At 37.8% G+C, this 23,449-nt stretch carries 22 protein-coding genes; 9 read left to right on the forward strand and 13 right to left on the reverse strand.

The genetic code is table 11. The annotated features are described in order from the left end of the window. Nucleotides 1-28: 28 nt before the first annotated feature. On the reverse strand, nucleotides 29-1,735 hold the full coding sequence (locus BMX63_RS00550; protein WP_177167111.1) for a PucR family transcriptional regulator: 1,707 nt from the start codon (nucleotides 1,733-1,735) through the stop codon (nucleotides 29-31). A gap of 198 nt (nucleotides 1,736-1,933) precedes the next feature. Here BMX63_RS00550 and BMX63_RS00555 point away from each other — a divergent pair, with 198 nt between their 5' ends. The 6 genes from BMX63_RS00555 (at nucleotide 1,934) to BMX63_RS00580 (ending at nucleotide 9,248) form a co-directional block, all read left to right on the forward strand. Further along, nucleotides 1,934-3,130, forward strand: coding sequence for a cystathionine gamma-synthase family protein (locus tag BMX63_RS00555; protein ID WP_093130905.1), 1,197 nt, complete (start codon nucleotides 1,934-1,936; stop codon nucleotides 3,128-3,130). Nucleotides 3,131-3,161: 31 nt separating this feature from the next. Beyond that, nucleotides 3,162-4,370 (forward strand): M20 metallopeptidase family protein, encoded by a 1,209-nt coding sequence (locus tag BMX63_RS00560; RefSeq protein ID WP_245732659.1) that lies wholly within the window; start codon nucleotides 3,162-3,164, stop codon nucleotides 4,368-4,370. A 14-nt stretch (nucleotides 4,371-4,384) separates the two neighbouring features. After that, nucleotides 4,385-5,428, forward strand: coding sequence for a homoserine dehydrogenase (locus BMX63_RS00565; RefSeq protein ID WP_093130909.1), 1,044 nt, complete (start codon nucleotides 4,385-4,387; stop codon nucleotides 5,426-5,428). Nucleotides 5,429-5,600: 172 nt separating this feature from the next. After that, nucleotides 5,601-7,037: an aldehyde dehydrogenase family protein gene (locus tag BMX63_RS00570; RefSeq protein WP_093130911.1), complete on the forward strand. Its 1,437-nt coding sequence runs from the start codon at nucleotides 5,601-5,603 to the stop codon at nucleotides 7,035-7,037. Between the two features lie 49 nt (nucleotides 7,038-7,086). After that, nucleotides 7,087-8,298 carry a M24 family metallopeptidase gene (locus BMX63_RS00575; RefSeq protein WP_093130913.1) on the forward strand — a complete coding sequence of 404 codons (1,212 nt, stop codon included), beginning with the start codon at nucleotides 7,087-7,089 and terminating at the stop codon, nucleotides 8,296-8,298. Between the two features lie 473 nt (nucleotides 8,299-8,771). Beyond that, nucleotides 8,772-9,248 carry an SRPBCC family protein gene (locus BMX63_RS00580; protein WP_093130915.1) on the forward strand — a complete coding sequence of 159 codons (477 nt, stop codon included), beginning with the start codon at nucleotides 8,772-8,774 and terminating at the stop codon, nucleotides 9,246-9,248. A gap of 483 nt (nucleotides 9,249-9,731) precedes the next feature. Here BMX63_RS00580 and BMX63_RS00585 read toward each other — a convergent pair whose 3' ends face one another. From BMX63_RS00585 to BMX63_RS00595, 3 genes are read right to left on the reverse strand one after another with little or no spacing between them, the layout of a single operon-like run. Then, nucleotides 9,732-10,712, reverse strand: a complete 981-nt coding sequence (locus BMX63_RS00585; RefSeq protein ID WP_093130917.1) for a hypothetical protein — start codon at nucleotides 10,710-10,712, stop codon at nucleotides 9,732-9,734. Continuing rightward, entirely contained in the window at nucleotides 10,702-11,580 is an 879-nt protein-coding gene (locus BMX63_RS00590; protein ID WP_093130919.1) for an ABC transporter ATP-binding protein, read from the reverse strand. Before BMX63_RS00590 ends, BMX63_RS00585 begins: the two co-directional genes overlap by 11 nt. Then, nucleotides 11,573-11,968 carry a GntR family transcriptional regulator gene (locus tag BMX63_RS00595; protein WP_245732660.1) on the reverse strand — a complete coding sequence of 132 codons (396 nt, stop codon included), beginning with the start codon at nucleotides 11,966-11,968 and terminating at the stop codon, nucleotides 11,573-11,575. The genes BMX63_RS00590 and BMX63_RS00595 overlap by 8 nt, the downstream gene beginning before the upstream one ends. Before the next feature lie 227 nt (nucleotides 11,969-12,195). Between BMX63_RS00595 and BMX63_RS00600 the strand changes: the two genes are divergently transcribed. Both BMX63_RS00600 and BMX63_RS00605 read left to right on the forward strand, forming a co-directional pair. Further along, nucleotides 12,196-13,131, forward strand: a complete 936-nt coding sequence (locus BMX63_RS00600; RefSeq protein WP_093130921.1) for an ATP-binding cassette domain-containing protein — start codon at nucleotides 12,196-12,198, stop codon at nucleotides 13,129-13,131. An 11-nt stretch (nucleotides 13,132-13,142) separates the two neighbouring features. Next, nucleotides 13,143-13,970 (forward strand): ABC transporter permease, encoded by an 828-nt coding sequence (locus BMX63_RS00605; RefSeq protein WP_093130923.1) that lies wholly within the window; start codon nucleotides 13,143-13,145, stop codon nucleotides 13,968-13,970. Between the two features lie 67 nt (nucleotides 13,971-14,037). Here the strand turns inward: BMX63_RS00605 and BMX63_RS00610 are convergent, their stop codons facing one another. The 3 genes from BMX63_RS00610 to BMX63_RS00615 all read right to left on the reverse strand — a co-directional run bounded on the left by BMX63_RS00610 (nucleotide 14,038) and on the right by BMX63_RS00615 (nucleotide 16,401). Beyond that, complete coding sequence (locus tag BMX63_RS00610) at nucleotides 14,038-15,198, reverse strand: acyl-CoA dehydrogenase family protein (protein WP_093130925.1); 1,161 nt, start codon at nucleotides 15,196-15,198, stop codon at nucleotides 14,038-14,040. A 119-nt stretch (nucleotides 15,199-15,317) separates the two neighbouring features. Next, nucleotides 15,318-15,530, reverse strand: coding sequence for a PQQ-dependent sugar dehydrogenase (locus BMX63_RS18330; RefSeq protein WP_245732661.1), 213 nt, complete (start codon nucleotides 15,528-15,530; stop codon nucleotides 15,318-15,320). A 1-nt stretch (nucleotide 15,531) separates the two neighbouring features. Further along, nucleotides 15,532-16,401 carry a PQQ-dependent sugar dehydrogenase gene (locus tag BMX63_RS00615; RefSeq protein WP_245732662.1) on the reverse strand — a complete coding sequence of 290 codons (870 nt, stop codon included), beginning with the start codon at nucleotides 16,399-16,401 and terminating at the stop codon, nucleotides 15,532-15,534. 164 nt (nucleotides 16,402-16,565) lie between these two features. Here BMX63_RS00615 and BMX63_RS00620 point away from each other — a divergent pair, with 164 nt between their 5' ends. After that, on the forward strand, nucleotides 16,566-17,444 hold the full coding sequence (locus BMX63_RS00620) for an SDR family oxidoreductase (protein WP_093130927.1): 879 nt from the start codon (nucleotides 16,566-16,568) through the stop codon (nucleotides 17,442-17,444). A gap of 28 nt (nucleotides 17,445-17,472) precedes the next feature. On the opposite strand, the gene BMX63_RS00625 is transcribed toward BMX63_RS00620, so the two are convergent. The 6 genes from BMX63_RS00625 to BMX63_RS00650 form a co-directional block, all read right to left on the reverse strand. Further along, nucleotides 17,473-18,456: an acyltransferase family protein gene (locus BMX63_RS00625; RefSeq protein ID WP_093130929.1), complete on the reverse strand. Its 984-nt coding sequence runs from the start codon at nucleotides 18,454-18,456 to the stop codon at nucleotides 17,473-17,475. A 297-nt stretch (nucleotides 18,457-18,753) separates the two neighbouring features. Then, complete coding sequence (locus BMX63_RS00630; RefSeq protein ID WP_093130931.1) at nucleotides 18,754-19,437, reverse strand: SurA N-terminal domain-containing protein; 684 nt, start codon at nucleotides 19,435-19,437, stop codon at nucleotides 18,754-18,756. Nucleotides 19,438-19,652: 215 nt separating this feature from the next. Next, the gene (locus tag BMX63_RS00635) at nucleotides 19,653-20,588 is read right to left on the reverse strand and encodes a siderophore ABC transporter substrate-binding protein (RefSeq protein WP_093130933.1); all 936 of its coding nucleotides are present in this window, start codon (nucleotides 20,586-20,588) and stop codon (nucleotides 19,653-19,655) included. 19 nt (nucleotides 20,589-20,607) lie between these two features. Continuing rightward, on the reverse strand, nucleotides 20,608-21,366 hold the full coding sequence (locus tag BMX63_RS00640) for an iron ABC transporter ATP-binding protein (RefSeq protein ID WP_093130935.1): 759 nt from the start codon (nucleotides 21,364-21,366) through the stop codon (nucleotides 20,608-20,610). Next, entirely contained in the window at nucleotides 21,360-22,310 is a 951-nt protein-coding gene (locus BMX63_RS00645) for an iron chelate uptake ABC transporter family permease subunit (RefSeq protein ID WP_093130937.1), read from the reverse strand. Before BMX63_RS00645 ends, BMX63_RS00640 begins: the two co-directional genes overlap by 7 nt. Continuing rightward, a complete protein-coding gene (locus BMX63_RS00650; RefSeq protein WP_093130939.1) occupies nucleotides 22,300-23,253 on the reverse strand; it encodes an ABC transporter permease in 954 nt (317 codons plus the stop codon). Before BMX63_RS00650 ends, BMX63_RS00645 begins: the two co-directional genes overlap by 11 nt. Between the last annotated feature and the right edge of the window lie 196 nt (nucleotides 23,254-23,449).

A 23,449-nucleotide genomic window follows, 5' to 3' on the forward strand; every position in this document is an offset into this window, starting at 1 on the left:
AGCCTATCCCCCTGCTCTTCTATATCATTTAAATGACTTCATTTCGGTTATCCAAAATCCCTAAAGTCCAAAGCCTTATACAAAGATTAATCAGAAACATATCATCAGGTTTATCCAAATCACAATCTGTTAACGATTCAATTTTTCTTAGACGATATAGTAAAGATTGCCTGTGTAAGTTTAATTCTCTGGCAGTTTGACTCACATTCCCCCGGTTTTTATTGTAAACCGAAAAGGTATACACAAGATTAATTCCCCGCTCCTGGTCATATTTTAATAAAGTTCCAATCGTCTGATCTGTAATATTCCTAAGCTCTTCATCATGAACAAGATTCATTAGTGCCCGGTCCACTCGTGTATCCGCGTACATATTTTGAAATCCGGGCCCTTTCTGACGACGACCAATTTCTAAGGCCTTCTGAGCCTCCTGATAGCTCTCATAAAAACAGCGAAGTCCAGCGGTTTTACTTATCCCCCAGCTGAAAATAAGCTCCGGCATAAATTGATTTAAGCGTTTCTCCAGATGGTAAAAGAATTGGTCCACCGTTTCTGTGACTTGATGGTGACTAATTTCCAAAAAGATAATAAAATGATCACGCTGAAAGGTAATCATCGTTTGACTGGCAATCGATTTTCCAGAATAATAGATTTCATCTTCTATTCTTCTTGTAATCGTCTGTTCCCAATGCTCATAAGTAGATTGGTCCAGATTTTTTTGAAACACTTCCATAAAGTTTTCAGGATAACCAATCACACATACATAAGGCAGATTGACGTTATACTTTAAGGATTTCGCCCTCGAAAGCACCTGATCCCAGGAAGTATCCTTTTCCTTTGCCAAACTCCACACAAAATCGTCTCTTAGCTTTAGTTCAGTCTCAATAATGGTATTTTCCTTTAAAAAGCAAAGGGCTATCGCTGTAACAGCATGCTCCAGTAAATGAACAGTCTGCTGTCCTAATAAATAATCCACGTCATCATCAGTTAAGCCCTCAACAATGACAAATCCCTGTATTTCACTGGCTGATTGGACCAGAAATTGTAATATATTTTTACCTTCAATCGACATCACCCGCGCATTTGGAGAGGTACTATATTGATTGTTGTTTTCAAAAGAAGTAACCATATAACTATAATCCTCTGATTGCAAAAATTCTGTCCATGTTCTCTCCAGTTTAGCTGCACCTTTGCTTTTTCCTTTCACACGTCCCCTAGTATCAGTAATGATAACTCCTTTATCCAGCTTCTTTTCAATATAATCGGAAACATCATAAAAGCTGCCATTTTTTAAAATAAGGTTAAGCAATTCCTGTTGAATTTCTTTATTCTGCTCAACCAAACGTTCTTCTTCCTGCTTTAACGCATTAAGTACGATTTGTATAATGTCAGCGAAGCGAATTTCCCAGGGTAATAAAATAATCGGAAAATCATGGTCATTGGCAAAATCAATCATCCGTGTCGGCAATTCATGAATGTAACGGCCAATCGCAATGGCAAGACCTGACGCCTCGGATTCAATCACTTCTCTTACAAATTGAAATAATAATTCCTCATCATCTTTACAGCCTACTCCTGTTGTTAAGACGAATTCATTTTTTCTTACAAAGTTTTCAACAGGCATTTCAATTACAGAAATCCATTCAACAATGGAATCACTGATGGTATGATTCGCTGTTATAACCTTACCCTTATTAAGCAAATCCAGCTGAAAAATCTCTTCCATCGCAAGTCTCACTGGGATACCTCCCATCTTCTTTTATAAAAATGACAAAAGAAAAAAGAATAATTTCATACAAATTTGCGAATATTCATTTTTTTCTTTGTATAATATCATAAAAATATATCGATTTATAGATAAAAAGCATTTAACAAACACGTTAAACACTTTTTATAAAATCTTTTCATTCACAAATATGAAAGGAGAGGTTGACTCATGACAAAGATTCATAACCTGACAAATGCAACAAAAACCGTATGGGCTGGTGAAAGAGATTACCTGGCTCATGGAGCAACACAAGTTCCAGTTGTTCACAGTGTTTCCTTTGGCTATGAAGATGTAGATGAATGGTTTGAAGTAGCTATTGGGGAAAAAGAAGGACATATTTACGGCAGAAATACAAATCCGACCGTGCAGGCTTTCGAGGATAAAGTAAAAATTTTGGAAGGAGCAGAAAGTGCTACCAGTTTTTCAACAGGGATGGCAGCCATTAGTAACTCCTTATCTACTTTTTTAAAGCCTGGTGACCGGGTTGTATCAATTAAGGATACTTATGGTGGAACAAACAAAATCTTCTCGGAATTTTTGCCTAAGCTTAATATTGATGTCGAACTATGCGAAACAGCTAATCATGAGCAAATGGAAACAGAAATTGCTAAAGGCTGTAATCTTCTTTATCTTGAAACACCTACAAACCCAACCGTTAAAATCACGGATATTAAGCGAATGGTAAAAGCCGCTAAAGCTGTAGATGCCCTTGTGTTTGTGGATAATACCTTTGCCACACCAATGAACCAGAATCCACTGGCTTTAGGGGCTGATCTGGTCATTCATAGTGCAACGAAGTTTTTAGGTGGGCACGCCGATGCTCTTGGCGGAGTCGTGTGCGGCAGTGAAGACTTAGTAGAACAAATCTATCATTATCGTGAAATTAATGGAGCCACACTTGACCCTATGGCTGCTTATCTGCTACTACGAGGAATGAAGACTCTTCATTTACGTAATGAACGTCAATCGGCCAGTGCGATGAAAATAGCCAACTATTTAAAACAGCATGAAGCTATTGATGCGGTCTTTTATCCAGGGCTTGAGACCCATCCAAATCATGATATTGCCAAAAAACAAATGAAATATTTCGGTGGCATGTTGAGTTTCTCCCTTAAGGAAGGACTCGATGGTGTAAGAGAATTCTTACCCAGACTTCAATATGCCAATCGGGCTGCAAACTTAGGATCCGTTGAAACAGTTGTTGGTCCAGCCCGTACAACAAGTCACGTCGAATGTACACCAGAAGAACGTAAAGCACTCGGTATTCCAGAAGGCTTAGTTCGATACTCCGTAGGAATTGAAGATGTGGATGATTTACTAGCAGATTTAGAAAATGCTTTATCCTACATTGCCGTAAAAAACTAAATCAACCGTACTTCAAGGAGTGATGTGCTACATGAGTCTATTAACAGAAGCACAAGCCATTAAAGATGAATTAATCGATATTAGACGAAAGCTGCACCAGTATCCAGAATTGAGCTTTCAAGAATACGAGACGACAGCCTATATTAAAAACGTTTTAAACACCATTAAAGGAATAACAGTTCAAACAGGTAAAGACGAAATCGGACTAAATACAGGCGTAGTCGGCTCCATTTCCAGTGGAAGCGGACCGACCATCGCCATTCGTGCTGATATTGATGCTTTACCCATATTAGAAGAAAATCAGCTAGCCTATCGTTCACAAAATAAGGGTGTTATGCATGCATGTGGCCATGATGCTCATACGACAATCGCCCTGGGTACAGCTAAAATACTCGCCCAAAAAATGAGGCAGGGAGAACTTTCTGGTAAAATCATATTTATTTTTCAACCTGCTGAGGAAGATACAGATGATCATGGGTTCACAGGAGCCCCTTACCTGATGAAGGCAGGTGTATTAGAAAATGTCGATGCAGCTATTGCCCTGCATATGAATCCTGAAGAGTCCGTCAGTACAGTAACTTTAAGCGAAGGGTACAGCATGGCAAGTGTCGATACCTTTCGAGCCGCGATTAAAGGTTCGGGTGGGCATGCTGCATATCCTCACCTTGTTAAGGACCCGATTAGAATGTTAGGCAGTATTTTACCTGCCATCCAGAGTATTACAGCTCGAACCATTTCACCACTGGAATCTTCAGTTATATCTGTAACCCATATCGGAACGACTCCATCCTATAACGTCATACCAAATGAGGTTATACTCCAAGGAACCATACGAAGCTATCATCCTGCTATTCGTAAGCAATTAAAAATAGAACTGGAAGATACACTAAAAATCTCGGAATCTATGGGTGGAAGTTATGAGTTAAACATCAATCATGGGGAGCCTGTACTCTATAATCATCCTGCTATTACAAACTGGTATGAGCAAACGATCCAAAGTCTTCTCCCTTCTTTTACCATTAAGCACGAGCCATTTGGTATGGCTGGAGAAGATTTTAGTCATATGGCTGAGACTGTTCCAAGTGCAATGCTATTTCTTGGAGCCAAAAAAGACAGCCTGCCAAACCGCGGGCTTCACATGCCTGAATTTGATATTGATGAAGAGGCACTTATTTACGGTGTAACCATTCTATCCGAAACAGTGTGCCGGTTTTTAAAAGGTGAATATTCACTTGAATAGAGGGAGGGAATAACATGAGCCATAAAATTGCCTTTATCGGATTTGGTGGAGTCGGTCAAGGATTGATGAACATATTAATAAATAAGGGAAAACAGCTAAATGAAGGTTTAGGCCTGGATATCGAAGTAGTGTCCATATCGGATATGAAAAAAGGAGCGATTCACCATCCTAATGGCCTCGATTTAGCTAAAATCGCCAGCATTATGGATAACTCAGGCCAGTTAGAGGATTATCCAGATACGGAAGGACTTATAAAAGGCTGGGATAGTTTAACGACGATTGAAAAGTCTAATGCAGATACCATTGTCGAAATCACCTATACCGATGTTCAAACAGGTCAACCAGCCATTGATCATTGTAAAGCTGCTTTCGAAAATGGGAAAAATGTCGTGATGAGCAACAAAGGACCGGTTGCGATTGCTCATGATGAACTGAGTGAGCTTGCAAAAGAAAAAGGAGTGCATTGGGGTTTTGAAGGTACGGTCATGAGTGGAACACCTGCACTTCGAATGCCCCTTGTCTCCTTAACAGGAAATGAAATTCAGGAAATACGAGGGATTTTGAACGGAACAACCAATTACATTCTTACACAAATGGAAGCCGGGAAGACGTACGAAGACGCTTTAAAACAAGCTCAAGAGTTAGGATATGCAGAAGCAGATCCTACCAGTGACGTAGAAGGATATGATGCTCTTTATAAAGTCGTTATTTTGGCCAATGTAATTATGGATATTCCATTAACAAAGGAAGATGTTATCTGTGAAGGAATTTCAAGCCTGACAATTGATGATATTGAGCAGGCAAAGCAGGAAAATAAACGTTGGAAAATGCTTGGTCGAATTACCAAACAGGATGATCAGGTCTACGCATCTGTAAAACCAGAAACAGTAGATATGACAGACCCTCTTGCTGGTGTTCAAGGAGCCATTAATGCCATTACCTATGAATGTGATTTATCAGGCCCTATTACCTTGATGGGGGCTGGTGCTGGAATTATCGAAACAGGATACTCCCTTTTAATTGATCTCATTAATATCGAACGAAATGTGATTCAATAACCTTCAATCAGTGGGAGGATTCACTCATTAGCAGGAGACCTATTAGCATGATACTGGCCGTCTTCTACTACTCCTTCTTATCATGAATTCTCTTAGATTTACGGCCAGTTCACATGATAAAAATAATGTTTAGTGTATAGATGAAGGTTTTTTAAGAAAGGAGTGTCAAATCATGAAAGCACAAGTTCAGCAAGTCAAAATGTGTATCGGTGGAGAATGGGTAAATCGTAATCAAAAGATTGACGTATTGAATCCCCAAAATAATGAACTTATTGCAAGTGTACCTTCAGCAAGTAAAGAAGACATGATCAACACTATAGAAGAAGCCAAAAAAGGAGTAAAGATTGCTGCAGAGATTCCCGTTCACAAACGCATTTCCATCTTAAACCGTGCCGCCAGCCTTTTATCAGAACGAAAGATTGAATTTGCAGAAACCATTGCAAAAGAAGGAAGTAAAACCATTCGAGAAGCAGAGGGAGAAGTCAACAGAGCAATTGAAACACTGCAAATCAGCGCTGAGGAAGCAAGACGGATTAAAGGAGAAACCATATCTTTTGATCAGCGGCCTGGTAGTGAAAATCGTGTTGGTTATTACTACCGTTTTCCAATCGGACTCATTGCCGCCATCACTCCTTTTAATGACCCTTTAAATCTTGTTGCCCACAAAGTTGGCCCTGCTGTAGCAAGCGGGAATGCATTAATTGTAAAGCCAGCCTCTACCACTCCATTAAGCGCACTAAAACTTGCTGCATTGATGGAAGAAGCCGGTTTACCAAAGAAAGTACTCAGTGTTATAACCGGTCGCGGAAGTGAAATTGGGGATTTACTAATTGAAAATGAAGACATTCGAATGATTTCTTTTACCGGTGGAGTTGAAACAGGTCAGGATATTACCGCTAAATCTGGTGTGAAAAAGCTTGGTATGGAGCTGGGTTCAAATTCTCCGGCTATTGTGTTAAGTGATTCCGACTTAGATCAGGCTGTTGAGTCAACTATTTCCGGATCCTATGCTGCAGCCGGCCAAAACTGTATTGGTGTTCAACGTATATATGTGGAGGAAGATATTTATGAAGACTTTAAAACCAAATTTGTTGAACGGACAAAAAATTATGTAATAGGAGATAAACTTTCACCAGACACGGACATGGGGCCTCTCATTACAGAAAAAGAAGCATTGAGAGTTGAAAACTGGGTAAATGATGCGGTTGAAAATGGAGCACATTTACTCTGTGGGGGAAAGCGTAGTGGTGCCTTTTATGATCCTACTGTGTTAGAACAACTGCCTGAACACTGCATTCTTGCTACGGAAGAAGTATTTGGTCCCGTAGTCATCTTATACGCTGTATCGGACTTAAACGAGGCGATTGAAAAGTCAAATAATGTTGATTTTGGTCTGCAGGCTGGAATTTTCACAAAAAATCTGGAACGCGCTTTCCAAGCGATTCATAAACTAAATGTAGGCGGAGTTATGGTCAATGATAGTAGTGATTATCGAATTGATGCCATGCCATTCGGAGGTGTAAAAAACTCAGGTATTGGCCGGGAAGGAATTCAATTTGCTATCAATGAAATGACAGATCCTAAGGTGGTTTGCTTCAATTTATCTTAAACTTTGGCCATATAAGGTCTCTTTAAGCTACAGGAAAGGAGTGACGAGGATGTTTAAGGTGGAAGAATACAAAGAAAGAATGCATCAAACAAAGCAAAGAATGAATGAGCAAGGAATCGAAGTCTTATTACTGGTTAACCCTTCAAATATGAATTATTTAACTGGATATGACGCTTGGTCCTTTTATGTTCATCAAATGGTTATTGTGATGATTGATGAAGAGCAGCCGATTTGGATCGGCAGAGAAATGGATGTCAATAGTGCCCGTATCTCGACGTGGATAAACAATGATAATATTATACCTTATCCCGATGACTATATACAATCCGACGAAAAGCATCCTATGGAGTTTGTAGCAGATATTTTAAAGGAAATTGGGCAGGCCAACCGACATATAGGTGTAGAAATGGAAACCCATTATTTCAGTGCTCTTTCCTATCTAAAACTGGTCCATGAATTACCTAATGCAACTTTTAAAGATGCTAATCAGCTTGTCAATTGGGTGAGATGCATTAAATCTCCACAGGAAATTGCCTATATGAAACAAGCAGCTCAAAATGCTGAATTAGCCATGCAAAGAGCCTATGAAACGATTGATGCCAATGTAAGAGAATGTGATGTTGCCGCAAATATATTTCAAGCACAATTAAGCGGGAATGCAGAGCATGGGGGTGATTATCCAGCTATTGTTCCGATGATTCCATCTGGACGAAAAACCGCTGCTCCACATTTTACTTGGACTGATGATCGTTATCAACAAAATGATCCTGTGATTATTGAGCTTGCGGGTTGTTATAATCGCTATCACTCACCTCTGGCTCGAACGATGGTTATTGGTGAACCACCACAGCAATTAGCAGAAACCTCAAAAGTGATTGTGGACGCTCTTAAGCAAACGTTAGATTTTATTAAACCAGGTGTTACAAGTGAGGAAATTGAAAACGTTTGGCAAAGTGAAATCGCCAAACACGGGTTTCATAAACGTTCCCGTCTAGGTTACTCTGTCGGCTTAAGTTATCCGCCTGATTGGGGAGAGCATACCATCAGTATTCGCCCTGGAGATCAAACCGTCATTCAACCCAATATGACATTACATTTAATTCCTGGATTATGGTATGAAAAATTCGGAGTTGAAATTAGTGAGGCCATTCGGATTACGGACAACGGCTGCGAAACTCTGGCGAACTTTCCGAGAGAACTGTACGTAAAAAATCCAACTCCTCCCCTTTATGTCAACGGAACTACTCTGCCAAAATATTAGAGGTGAGACATACACCTAACCGGTTCCGTTTCAAAGGAAATCACACACTATTTCGCACGTGAATTCACAATCGAATTCACGTGTTTTTTATTTCACTTTGAAATCAATAAATACAGGAAATTCCACTTGATGATAGCACTATAGATTACATTACTATTCACAGGGTCGGACATAAATAGTGCGGTGGGTGTAAATTGCTTGTCATTTTCGTGTGAATTTTTATTTAATCCAAGGTTAAATGGGGATTTAAGGTAAAATCAATAGAAGACTACTAACGTTGAGAAATTGTACTTAAAGTACGGGCCGTTTAGGTTAACAAGGAAATCAACTATACTATATTTATTATATATAAATTTACATATTATCAGGATATGGATTAAAATGGAAAAGGTAACACCATTTTTAATGTTCAAGAAGGGTACGCAGATAAAGCGATGAAAATGTAATACATTTTAAAATAGGAGGTAATATTCGTGAGTAACGATGGTAGGCTCCATGAAAAAGAAGGAAGACAAGTTTTGGTTTTTGAACGTAAATATCCATTTAGTCCCGAAAAAGTATTTCGTATGATAACGGACCCTGATTACTTCACTCAGTGGTATCCATTTGCAACTGGAGAGATGGATCTTAGTGTTGGTGGAAAGATAAAGTTCGATGATGGTGAGGGAGCAACCTATGAGGCAGTTATTACCGAATTAAATCCCCCATATTCCTTTCGTTTTCGGGAAATTGATGACTTGTTAGATATAAGCATACATACAACAGATCAAGGATGCACCTTGACATTTAGTCATACGTTTGATGATCGAGCAATGGCGATATATATAGCTGCAGGATGGCATAGATGCTTAGATGTCCTTGGTCAATTAATCCATGGTCGTACAATAGAATGGGAAGATAATGCACTTGAATTACGTGAATACTACAAAAAAAGGTTTAATAAAACATAAGCATTTTTTAGTTCCCTCACATGTTAGCCTGATTGCACGATAAGTAATACGATTAACAATAGTTGGTTGTTTATATGTTTTTGGAATTTACACATGTAGATTGAAGAGCTTATTCAAAGCTATAATCCCACAATCGTTATTGTTGGGCATGTCCATGCATCGCAAAAATAGTTACAACAATATAGTTAACTTAACTATGAAGCATGGAAGATAGAATCAGTACATTTGTTTATTGAACAAACGGGTAACGTTAGTTGAAGAAGCAATAACACACAGGACTTCCTTAATAAATTGGAAGTTCTGTTTTGTTGTCGAAGACAGTTTTTCAAAGTGAATTCGTTGATCGCTGTCATACTAACAGTTGAAATACACAGAGCCTCCCGCAGAAAGCCTAGTGTATTTCAACTGCGACAAGGCAGAGTAACAAACTTTACGAAATCTGCTTTGTCTAAAAATCAACATGAAACTTTAACTGAGCCTTTTTTAAGAAGCTCTGACAAGCAGTCGTTTCGTAATAATCCATGAAAAAACTAAGGCAACAAGTGCTCCAATCCAATAAAAGATTAAATGTATGCCTTCACTTGCATGATATGGAACAATACCGGACAATAGAAAACCTCCAAGTAATGCTGAACAAACGGGAATCCCTATTTTAAATACTGGGTGCAGTCCGTAAAAAACAAGAAATTGACCACTATGCTCGGCAGGTACCCTTTCAAATAATTTTAAACCTGCAAAAAAGAAAATGATACCTCCCATTACAGGATAAAGGAGTTCCACCCATTCCATTGTCGTTCCTGTTAGATAAGTTGGCCAGAAAACATGCATAATCTCTTTAGGAAAATCGAAGTGACCTAGATGATGAATTTCCCAGAATTGCGACAATATGTACATAACCCCAACTGGGAAAAATAGAAAAATAATACTAAGGGCAACCTGTGATTTCATCTCTCCAGCAATAGTCCCAATAAACATGGCAAATGTAAATAATACAAAATAAGCCAGGAAAGGGGCTACAAAAGTTGATAATAAATCAAGTTCATTTAACATATAGGAAAATTCAGAATTCCAGATCATAAAATATCCAATCCAAAAGCTAATCACATACGATACTAAAACACTTACTAAACCTAAAAACGTTTTCGTTAAGAACATGGATGGTTTTGAGTACGGAAGAGCAAGGGAAAAATCATGCCTTTTTGAATTTCGCTCCAATCCTACCAAAACCCCGGCTAATATGAAAATAAGTCCAACAGAAATTACAATCAAAAAATTACCTGTAAAGGCAGAAGTAATTTCATAATCCATTCGGTTTTGAAAGAAGCTTTCATATTGATAGTCTTTCCATTCTTCCATTTTCATACTAATAAAAACCGGAAACTGTATTAAATAGACTACCAGAATAGCCCAAATAATTACTTTAGCATGTTTCCATTCCTTTATAAGCAGGGCTTTAGGAAGCATATGCATCACCTCCGAGTTTGGCTACAAAAATATCTTCTAATGATAAAGGCAGTTCTTCAAATAATAGAGGTTCCTCATTTAAAAGCTGCTCAACAAGAATATCATCAGCCTGTTTAACTAATAGTACATAGACCCGACCTGATTTGCTCAAAATCTGCACTTGTTCTTTGAGCTGATCAGGTATGTCATATTCATAGGCTACTTGAATTTTTCGATATTGTTGTTTTAATTGATCCATTTCCATTTCTGTTTCTACACTGCCGCCTTTTAAGACAACAATATGGTCAGCCAGTGCCTCTAATTCGTCCAAACGATGAGAAGAAATGACCACTGACACTTCACTCTCTGCCACTTCACCAGCAATAAATCGCAGGATTTCCTTTTTCACAATTACGTCAAGTCCATCAGTTGGTTCATCTAAGAGGATATATGCAGCTTTTGTAGCAAACGCTAAAATCAACGAAAATAAAGCCTTTTGTCCCTTTGATAAATTTCTAATCTTACCTGTATTTTTCATCGAGAAACGGTTCAATAATTCATAGAAATAGACTTCATCAAATTTAGGATATATTTTTTTGTATAATTTCACAATTTCTTTACTATTGTATTGCTTTAATGCATCACTGGTATCTGGTACAAACACTAAATCCTGTTTAACATCAGGGTTCAATAAAACATTTTGCTCATTCAATAAAATACTCCCTTCTGAAGGTTTAAGAATTCCCGCCATTGTACGTAGAAGAGTAGTTTTTCCTACACCATTACGCCCAACAATTCCCGTAATGGTTCCCGGTTTTACTTGAAGCTGGATATGATTAAGTACCTTTTCACTTCCAATCCTTTTTGTTAAGCCCTCAATTTTAAGCATCCCGATGTCCCCCCATTTCCTTATAATATTCCTCCACCCATTTTGTTATCTCATGCAATTGAATACCAGCATAAATACTATCAATGACAACTTTTTTTACTTTTTCTTTTACGTGATGTTTTTCCTGATTGCCAATCATCTGGTCCAGACGATTATTAATATAAGTTCCATAACCCTGATAAGTTTCAAATATCCCAAGCTTTTCCAGCTCCTTGTAAGCTTTACTTACAGTATTTGGATTGATCATTAACTCCTTGGATAAACTCCTTATGGAAGGGATTTTTTCACCTGGTTTCAAAATCCCCTGAGCAATATGCTCACGAACTTGTTGGATAATTTGCTCATAAAGGGGAGTATTGCTCCTTGGGTCTAATAAAAGGTGCAACATATTCACCTCCAAATGCGTAATAAGTGTACTATGATATATAATACACTTACTTAATAAAAGTATGACATACCTGTATAAACTATTCAATAATCAAATAAATACTAAGCTGCTCCTCATTTTTTACTTATGATGTCATGTCTCCCCCTGAGGTGTTTTATATTTTGACTTCTTTCCTGATAAAGTAGATAATGTTTAATAGTTATTTTTTCCATATGGAGGTCATTAATTTGGAATCTATTATTTCCGTCCACAACTTAACCAAAAGCTATAAGAATGTTGAAGCGGTGAAAGGAATCAATTTTGAAGTAGAGGAAGGAGAGATTTTTGGTTTTCTTGGGCCTAATGGTGCCGGAAAAAGTACAACGATTAATATGATTTGTACCATGTTGAAGCCTACCTCAGGCAATATTGTGATTAACGGGTACGATGTAAGCAAGGATAAAGACGCTGTCCGTGGAAGTATCGGGATTATTTTTCAGGAAAATACCCTTGATGAAAAACTGACCGCCCATGAAAATCTCATGCTTCACTGCCGGTTTTATAATGTACCTAAAGACAAACGAGAAGAACGAATTCAGGAAGTATTGGAAATCGTAGACCTGGTTGAAGAAAAAAGTCAGCGTGTCGAAACCTTTTCAGGTGGGATGAAGCGTCGCTTGGAAATCGCACGTGGCCTTCTTCATTATCCGAAAGTTTTATTCCTGGATGAGCCAACAGTAGGATTAGATCCACAAACCCGGGCTCACTTATGGGAATATATTTTGCGTTTAAAAGAAAAAGAAGGCATTACGATGTTCCTTACCACACACTACCTGGATGAAGCTGAAATCAGCGATCGTGTCGCCATTATGGACCAGGGAGACATCATTGCCATCGATTCCCCAACTGCTTTAAAAGATCAGCTTGGTGGCGATATTATTGAACTATCCACGGAAGACAACGAACAGGCATTAAAAGAGATTCATGAGAAAGTAAAAGAAGCTGAAGTAACCGTGGATGAAGATACGATTCATCTGAAAGTTGCAAGCAGTGATGCATTTATTTCATCTTTTATCAAAACATTAAATATTCCGATTACCAGATTAAATATTCGGAAACCAACATTAAATGATGTATTCTTAGCGTTTACAGGTCGAAAAATAGGCGAAACGGTGAAAGAATAGGAGAGGATAGAATGGAAGGAATTATTGCCATTTGGCAAAGAGATTTACTTAAGTTTTTTCGCGATAAGGCACGATTATTTGGATCTTTTACCATGCCCATATTATTTTTATTAATTTTTGGTGGAGGAATGAGCGGCTCCATGGAAACGATGATGGCAGGAAGTATGCCAGAAGGTGCCGGAGAGTTTAACTATGTAGAATTCGTATTCCCTGGAATTGTTGCCATGACACTTCTTATGACCTCAATCTTTTCAGCTATGTCTGTTATAGAGGATAAAGATTTTGGGTATATGAAAGAAATTATGGTATCGCCTATTTCAAGAGTCAGCATTGCAGTTGGGAAAATGCTTGGTTCAGCGACAATTGCCACCATACAGGGAATTATGCTCTTTTTACTTATCCCTTTATTGGGACTATCCTATGATATTATGGCGTTAATTCAGGTAATACCCTTCATGTTTCTATTAGGATGTGCTTTGTCTTCACTTGGATTGTTATTTTCAAGTTTAATTAACTCGACCCAGGGCTTTCAGTTAACTGTACAAATTCTGGTCATGCCCATGATTTTCTTATCAGGTGCCCTTTTTCCTGTTAGTAATATGCCAGCATGGATGGATTTTATCGTCAAAATCAATCCTGTAACCTACGGTGTCGATGTGATGAAAAAGGTGATGGTAGACATTGAGAATATGTCTTCTACTGTAATGGATGCAATGGGGCTTAATCTTACTTTATTCGGAAGGCAGCTAACCATTTTTGAGGAAGTTATATTCATTGTGATTTTTGCCTTTATTCTTGTCTTCCTTGCAACCGTAAGCTTTAAACGGGCAAATGCATAAACGAAAAAATCAAACACAAATCCCGTATCCTCTTATTTTAAAAGGATACGGGATTTGTGTTTGGACGTTATTTAGCATCAATAGCCTTTCTTGCCAGCATCTGAATCACAGCGTCTTCCATCGGGGGATTGTGTAAACCTGCCCGTACATCCCGATAATAACGTTCAAAATTGAAATGCTTAGACAATCCTCGTCCTCCTACAATTCTCATCGCTAAATCTACCACTTTACTTGCCGCGTTTGTTGCCGCTACTTTGACTGCAGATAGTTCCGGACCAAGTTCCATTTGTTTTTCTGGGAATTGATCCCATTTTTCCGCTACAGCATACATAAATTGACGAGCTCTTAAAAGCTCAAAGTCCATTTCTCCAATCTTTTGTTGAATGTGGGGAACCTCGGAAATAGGTGTGTTTAAGCTGTTTGGCTGATAACTTTTGGCAAATTCAATGGCCTCATTCCGTGCAGCAATAGCAATCCCTAAATAGCATGCCGGGATATGCAACAACCAGCCTTTTGGCTTTTTCGATTGCTGTTTCATTTCCACCAATTGATCCTGATGTACCCTCACATCCTCTAAGAGCAAATCATCACTAGCTGTGCCCCGCATACCTAATGTATCCCATGTATGCTTCACATTCACTCCCGGAGTTATAGCAGGAATAAGAAAGGATCCAATCTCTTCCTGATCCTCAACGTAAGCAGTCACAATATAATAATCCAGAACACCAGCCATTGTGGCAAAATTTTTATGTCCATTTATGATATAGTTATCACCATCTCTAACAGCACGTGTCTCTGGAATTCCTCCTCTTGATGGACTTCCGGTAGCAGGCTCTGAAGCGATACGATTTACAATTTTCTTTTCTTCGCTAACTTCTTTAGCAAAACGGTCAAATACCGATTCATCCCAGAGGTCATCTTCTGCCAGTTCTTTTACAACACCTAAATGCCAGCCCATTGATAATGCAGCAGACCCATCCCCTTCGGCTAACTTTTCCTGAACGAGAAGCAATTCATAAATAGAAATTTCCTTGCCACCATATTTTTTCGGCAATGTTAACGTAACATAGTCTGTTTCCTTCAGATCTCGTAAATTTTCCTTAGAAAAAGCGGCTTGTTCATCTGTTTCTTTTGCTCTTTCCTTAACTCGTAGTGCTAACTTTTCTGCCAGCTTATACAATTCATTCTGTTTTTCTGTTTTAATAAATGGAGAAAATAAGTCTGACAATTGGATTCCTCCCTCAAAAGGTATTGGAGTTCATTTTATTCCGATTGGTTTAGTTTGAATTACAATTTCTATTTTAAATGATGTTATGAAAAGGCACAACTTCTTATCATTTTATTGTGTTAACTTTCTGTTTCCATTTGCAATTGAATGAGTTTATCGTCACCTTCTTTTGGAGTTCCCCGGCCATCCCTGTTATTTGTAATCGTATAAATCGAATCGTTAAGGATAAAGATATCACGAAGTCTGTCCCTTCTATCGTATATGACACGCTCCTCCTTCGTTCGTAAATCAAATTCAATTAAATGGGACCCTCTTAATGTAGCGATATACAATTTATCCTCTCTGATGGCTATTCCAGATGGAGCCCAGGTTGTGTTCCCTGTGTTGATAATAAGGGGTTATCATACTTGGTTCTTCTTCATCCCCCTGAATCACCGGCCACCCGTAGTTATTACCTGCTTCAATCAAATTGAGTTCATCATGAGCCGTTTGTCCATGCTCTGTGCTAAAAAGCTCTCCATCCTCATTCCAAGCGAGACCTTGAGGATTTCGGTGTCCATAAGAATATACATAGGAATTTTGAAAAGGATTATCACTCGGTATGCTTCCATCTACATTCATTCTTAAAATTTTGCCAGCCAGAGAATCGAGATTCTGAGCATAATCGGCATTACCAGCATCCCCTGTAGTTACATACAGGTTCTGGTCCGGGCCTATTTTTAGACGACCACCATTATGTATCGAGCCACCTGGAATATCATCAAGTAAAACATCCATTTCCACCCATGCATCATCCTGCAATTGTAATCGAATCACTCGATTCCGAAGTCTCCCGTCCTCCTGATATGTATGATAAGCAAAAGCTTCGTTTGTCGTATCAAAGTCGGGGAGTAAAATAAATCCTAACAGCCCTCCTTCACCTTCATGAACAATCTCTTTTGTTACGTTAAGGGGCTGTAACGTCACCTCTCCGGTTATTGCATCAATTCTTTGGATAGAACCTTCACGTTGACTTAAATAAAACGTGCCCTTATGCTTCGTAATGTTCCATGGGATGTTTAAATTTTCTGCGATGACTTCTATATTAGAAAGCTTATTCGTCTCAACAGCTTCCTCATTATCCTTAAGGGTTTGCGGGGGTTCTTCTTCATTTTCACAAGCTGTTAACATCATGATGAGAAGAACTATAGCCATTCTTTTCATACATGAAACCCACCTTCTTCATAAAAGTTTTCTACAAGTATAATTAGGCAAAGACACAAAAAAATCCTTTAATCCCACATGCTCTTACACATACTACTAAGAGGATTACCCAAAACATTGATTTAAATCCTAGCATAAAACTTCAAAAGGAAGGATGAAACAACATGGATCAATCTTCACAAAACCAGCCAAATGCATTTCCGCCTCAGCACCAGCCTCAGCAGCCCGGTATTGAATCCTTAATGGTCCCAAGTCCGATTATAGAAGATGTTCAATATCAGGGATCTGGTAAATTAAAAGATAAAGTGGCCATTATTACAGGAGGAGATAGTGGAATTGGAGCAGCTGTTGCCATCGCTTTTGCCAAGGAAGGTGCTCATGTGGTGATTCCTTATATTTCAGACGATGAGAATGAAGATGCTCAGCGAACGAGGAAACGAGTTGAAGAGATTGGGAGAGAATGTCTACTAATTACCGGGGACTTAAAGGATGAAGCCCAATGTCAAAAGGCCATCAGCCAAACGATGAATCATTTTGATCATATCGACATTTTAGTTAATAACCATGCCGTTCAGTTCCCGCAAAAAAACTTTCTTGATATCACAGCAGAGCAGTGGGATTTAACCTTTAAAACGAACATTTATCCTTTTTTTTACTTAACAAAAGCTGCTCTTCCTTCTATGCAAAAGGGAGCTAAAATTATTAATACTACATCTGTTGTGGCGTATGAGGGAAATGAACAACTCATTGATTATACGGCAACCAAAGGGGCAATTTTAGGTTTTACAAGAGCCCTTTCACAAAATCTGGCTAAGCAGGGAATTCATGTTAATGCTGTTGCACCAGGGCCTATTTGGACTCCACTTATTCCATCCAGTTTCACTGAGCAGGATGTCACAACCTTTGGCCAAAATGTTCCACTCAGTCATGCTGGACAGCCGTATCAATTAGCTCCGGCCTATGTATACTTAGCTTCTGATGATTCTTCCTATGTATCCGGCCAGGTCATTCACGTAAACGGTGGGAAAATGGTTAGTTCTTAAAAAAGTGGGTAGACTTTGAGCTACCCACTTAGTTATTAAAGATTCGATATGGTTCTATAAGAGGTTTCGTTGATTTCGTTACAGGGCGTGAACCCAGCAGAATCGTTAAGGTAATCGAAAGGACTAAAAAGAGCCATAGCTGTCCCGTCTGTGTTATTCTTTCAAAAATAGGTGTTAAATCAAGTATTTTGATTACTAAACCATGCAATAAATAGATATAAAGTGTTCTTCCTCCGAGATCGGTAAAGGCAAATCTCCGGTTTGGGATCAAGGAAAGCACACTAAAGGTTGATAAAAAGACAACTCCATATATAAACAGACGCATCCACACGCCGTAGGTCTCATCTACACCAATATCTGTATAGGAGGATGAAGCTAATAACCAATCCGTAGTTAAGTCACTAAGAATGGTATGATAAGAAATAAATAATCCGATTAAAAGGAAAAGGGCAGCTTTTTGATAAGTCGGGTCTCTTAAAGCTGCAAAATGCTCTTTTTTCAGTTTATACCCCAGTAGAAAAATCGGGAAAAATACAAAGGTTCTAGATAAGCTTAAATACGTTCCAACCATTGGAACCATGCCAATAAATAATCCTATAAGCAAAGCTATAGTCAGTGCATATGGTATTCTTGCAAAGACAAGTAATAAAAGATGCCATCCTAATAGGCTTAATAAAAACCATAAGGTCCATTCTGGATCAAATAGGGTAAATCCTTCTTCTCCTTCAACCACAACAAAAAAGCAGGAAAAAATTACTTGGAAAATGAGATAGGGTAACAGTAATTTTTTTGTGAGTTTTTGTATATACCCTTTTTTAAATACATTCTTCGCAAAATAACCGGCAATCAGGATGAATCCAGGCATATGAAAAGTATAAATAAATTTATAAATGGTATTTAAAAGCTGATTATCGTGGCGATAAGGACTAATCATATGACCTATCACCACAAGGAAAATCAGAATAAAACGTGCGTTATCAAAATAAGGATCACGCTTTGTGTGGGTCCCCATCACTCTCACCTCATTAATGTTAAAATTAAGGTTCCTATATAATCTACGTTAAAAAGGCTAAATCAGATAGGGTTCAAGCCTTTACACTTCTATTACATGCTAATTAATTCCCGGTTACATTTTAATCCAAACGGGTTTAAGCAAAATTAAGAAATAAGCCCATTTTGACTGCTTCAAAATGTGACCTTTATAGTATGACTAGAATGATCAGGTTCTTCCTAATCGTATGCCAAAAGGTTTATATTATATTTGAGGTCGGTTAAAAGCGGAAAAAGTATGGGAGGATATCCCATACTTTTATAGTAATAGTTCGACGTCATTTTTTTCTTTTAATTGTTCAACAAGTTTACTAACTTTCTCATTTTGCTTTTGCTGCTTCAACTGTGTTACGATACTGTCTTTCACATCTTCAAGTTTTACTTCTTCTTGTGACATCTGTTTCATTTGTTCAAAGTAATCTTGAATTTCTTTCTCTGTCGGTTCACTTGTTTCTACTTCTTCATTGATATATTTATCAACAGCTAATTGTTCTGAAAGGTTATTTTTTAACTGTTCTTCTGTCAAATTATTCTCTTTCATAGCCTTTTGAAAAGCTTCTTCATTATCAAAATTAGACTTATACTGCTTGTCAAATTGTTCGTTAATTTCTTTTTTGGTTGGTTTAAAGCCTTGATTCTGTGCCTCTTGTAATAAGAGTTCCTGTCCAACTAATTGGTCTAATGTTGCCTTTTTCATTTGATCTTCAGAGATATCCTGGCCTTGATAAACTGAGGAAATTTGCTCATAAATCATATTAAAGTCTTTTCCTTTTAGTTCTTCCCCATTAACTTTTGCTACTGTTTTATCTTCATCAACCTGTTTTGTTGCATTTTCTTCCTGGTTATTATTTTTATTCTCTTCATTCTCTCCGCCTGAACACGCTGCTAGAAAAACGAGAAGAATCGCTGCTAAGCTTACTAATGCTTTTTTCATCAAAATCATATTCACTCCTCTTTTTAGTTTGCAAACCCTATTCAATCATGTTTGCACGCACGAATCAAGTCACGTAAAATTCAGAAAAGATGGGGAATAGCATCATGACGCCCTGGACAGGCGTTATTTACAAATGTTTTACATCTATGTATCAAATCATTAAAAAAGGACTGTTTTAGCTTATGTATCCTTCCTGAAGCCAAACAGCCCTTTTATTTTCCTTTTTACTCTAAACTGCTTTTAATTTCCGATATCATTTCAGAAACAGACATCAATCCACCACCTGATAAATACCAGTAGTTTGGATCTAAGTATGTGATTTTGTCATTTTGATACGCTCTTGTCTTTTTCACAAGCTCATTATCTAATGCTTCCTTTGCCATCACATCTCCACCAATAGCTGCCGTGCGATCAATAACATAAAGATGCTCTGGATCTTTTTCTACTAGATACTCAAAGCTTATACTTTGCCCATGTGTAGATACCTCAATGTCCTCCGCTACTGCTGGAAGGCCAAATACATCATGAATGATTCCAAAACGCGATTCTGGACCGTATGCACTAAGGCTTCCTTCATTTGATAGCACGATAAGGGAATTTTCGACACTTTTAGCTGATTCTTTTAATTGACTTATGGAATCTTCTATTTTGGCAAGTTCTTCTGAAATAAACTCTTCTTGTTCAAAGACTTTCCCTAATACATTCATATTTTCTTTGAAGGACTCCATGTATCTGGTTGTATCTACACCTAAGTAAATCGTAGGCGAAATATCACTTAATTTTTCATATAAATCCTGCTGCCTTCCTGAAATAATAATCAGGTCCGGGTTGATTTCTGCGATCTTCTCAAAATCTGGCTCCTTTAAGCTTCCTACATTCTCATAATCGTCAGACTCATATTTAGATAGATAAGGTGGCAGGCTAGCTTGAGGTACACCGGCTACCTCCACACCCATTTTGCCCAGGGAGTCTAAAATTCCATAATCAAATACAACCACTTTTTCCGGATTTTTCGGAACATCTGTATTTCCCAGTTTGTGTTCAACCGTCATCGTATCCGATTCTGATGCCTGAGTAGAATCGGAATCATTCCCCCCACATGCCGCCAGAAAAAGAATTGACATAAAAAGAATCAGTAAACCAACTTTTCTTATATTCATACATCATCCTCCTCACTATTTATGAAAAATATACACATATCTTATTTCCATCTATGTTTTCAATCGTAAAGTCCATTCCATATACTTCTTTTAAAACAGATGGTTCAATCATCTCATCTGTTGTTCCTTCTTTGACCAGCTTTCCGTCTTTCAAAGCTACAATGTAGTCTGAATAACAGGAAGCAAAATTAATATCGTGTATAACAATGACAATCGTTTTTCCCAAATCATTGACCAGTTTTCTTAGCGTTTTCATAATTTGTACGGAATGCTTCATGTCCAGGTTATTTAAGGGTTCATCTAAAATGATATATTCTGTATCCTGCGCAAGCACCATCGCTATGTAAGCCCGCTGCTTTTGACCACCACTCAATTGATGTAAATACTTATCCTGCATATCCTCTAAACCCATGTAGGCAATCGCGTCATCAACAAACTTCCAGTCCTCTTTTGTTAAACGTCCTTTTGAATATGGAAAACGGCCAAAGGATACGAGCTCCTTCACACGTAAGCGAATATTAATAAAATTGGATTGCTTTAAAATGGCGATTTTTTTGGCGAGATCATTGCTTTTACAACGACTAATTTCCATTCCATCAATATAGACCTCACCCTCATCTCTTGCTATTAATCGAGAAATCATGGATACAAGTGTACTTTTTCCTGCCCCATTTGGACCAATAAAGGAGGTGATTTTTCCCTTTTGAATGGTTAATGAGACATCTTCAACAACCGGTTTATCTCCGTACTCTTTTAAAAGATTTTTTAACTCTACCATTTTTTACTCTCCTTTAACAAAAGATAGATAAAATAAACACCGCCAACAAAATTCACAATCACACTTAAGGTTGTGGAGAATGTAAAGACTCTTTCCACCAGTAATTGGCCGCCGATTAACGCAATGAAGCTAATCAAAATAGCTCCCGAAATCAAATAATTGTGGCGATAGGTTCGCATAAACTCATGGGCAACATTGGCTACAAGTAACCCCAAAAATGTAATGGGGCCTACAAGAGCTGTTGAAATCGAAACCAAAACTGCAATAACAATGAGTAAACGTTTGATAACATAATCATAATTCACACCAAGATTAATAGCCTGATCTCTTCCCAGGGATAGAACATCTAAATACCTTAAAAATTTCATTCCATACAAAGTCATGACCACAAGTCCAATGCCAGCTAAGATTAAAACATCCTCATTGACATTGTTAAAGCTTGCAAACATCCGGTCCTGAACAACTAAAAATTCATTAGGATCCAGTAATACCTGCATAAAGGTTGAAAGACTTTCAAATAATGTGCCAATCACAAGCCCAATTAAAAGAAGAAAGTAAATAGTCTGTTGTTCTCCCTTAAATAGAAGTTTGTATAATAGGCCTGCAAAGACAACCATAACCCCCACAGAAAGGATGAAATTCATATTTTGATTAAGCATGGTTAGATTCATAGAGCCGAATGCAAAAATAAGAAAGGTTTGTATCAGCATATAAAGCGAATCTAATCCAAGAATACTGGGGGTTAGAATTCTATTATTGGTGATCGTTTGAAAGACGACTGTTGAAAATGCAATCGCAGCTCCTGTTAAAACAATCGCTACTAGTTTGATAACTCTCCTTGATAAAATATAGCTCCAATTTCCAGAGATATCTGTAAATAAGAATATGGAAATAAGCATCATGCTTAGTCCAGCTAAAACGGAGATCTTTGTTTTATAGCCCATATGTCTTTCTCCTAACTAGTAAGTAAACAAATATTGCACTTCCAACGACACCTACTGTAAGTCCTATAGCAATTTCATAAGGATAGATAATCAAGCGACTTAAAATGTCACATGCCAGAACAAATATCGCTCCTAGCAAGGCTGTATGCGGAAGATTGTTTTTTAAATGATCTCCCCGAGAAATCGTCACACTATTCGGTATAACAAGACCGAGGAAAGGAATCATTCCCACTGTCAGTACAACTACAGCGCTTACCATCGCAACAATGGCTAATCCTATATTTACGACTTGCCGGTAATGTAACCCTAAATTTTTAGCAAATTCCTCCCCCATTCCAGCAATGGTAAATCGATTGGCAAAAAAGTAAGCAATTAACAGTAGTGGAATACTGAGAAATAATAATTCATATCGACCTTGAATAATTAAGGAAAAATCTCCTTGCAGCCAAGAAGACATATTTTGTATTAAATCGTTTTTATAAGCAAAAAAAGTTGATAATGAACTCACGATATTTCCAAACATCAAGCCTACTAATGGAATAAAAATCGTATCCTTAAATTTGACTTTGTCCAGGATTTTCATGAATATAAAGGTTCCTAACAGGGCAAATACAAATGCAACAAGCATTTTCTGCAACGGACTGGCTGAGGTAAATACCATCATTGATATAAGAATTCCAAAGCGGGCAGAATCCATCGTTCCCGCTGTTGTTGGTGATACAAATCGGTTTCTTGTTAGCTGCATCATAATTAATCCCGCAACACTTAAACTCATGCCGGCAATAAGAATACTAATTAAGCGTGGGATTCTACTAACATATAAGATTTGTATCTCTTCACTATGTAGTCTGAATAGATCTAATGGTGATACCTCAGATACCCCGATAAACAGCGATATTACGGACAGGATTAGAAGTACAATTAGTAAATATCTCTTTTTCATATAAATTCCTCATTATAAATGAATTAAAATCATTGTAATCTAGATTACATGTAACGCCATTTTGTTTCGCCCACATTAGAATGGTTTTAAATAATGAAAATGAGATTCATTATCAATTAGACACCCTCATTATAGCTCATTGAGAATGATTGTCAATACCGATTCAGGGGAATATTTTTGGTTATTTTGTCGGATG

This window comes from Salinibacillus kushneri (genome assembly GCF_900111405.1).
Taxonomy (GTDB): Bacteria; Bacillota; Bacilli; order Bacillales; family Alkalibacillaceae; genus Salinibacillus; species Salinibacillus kushneri.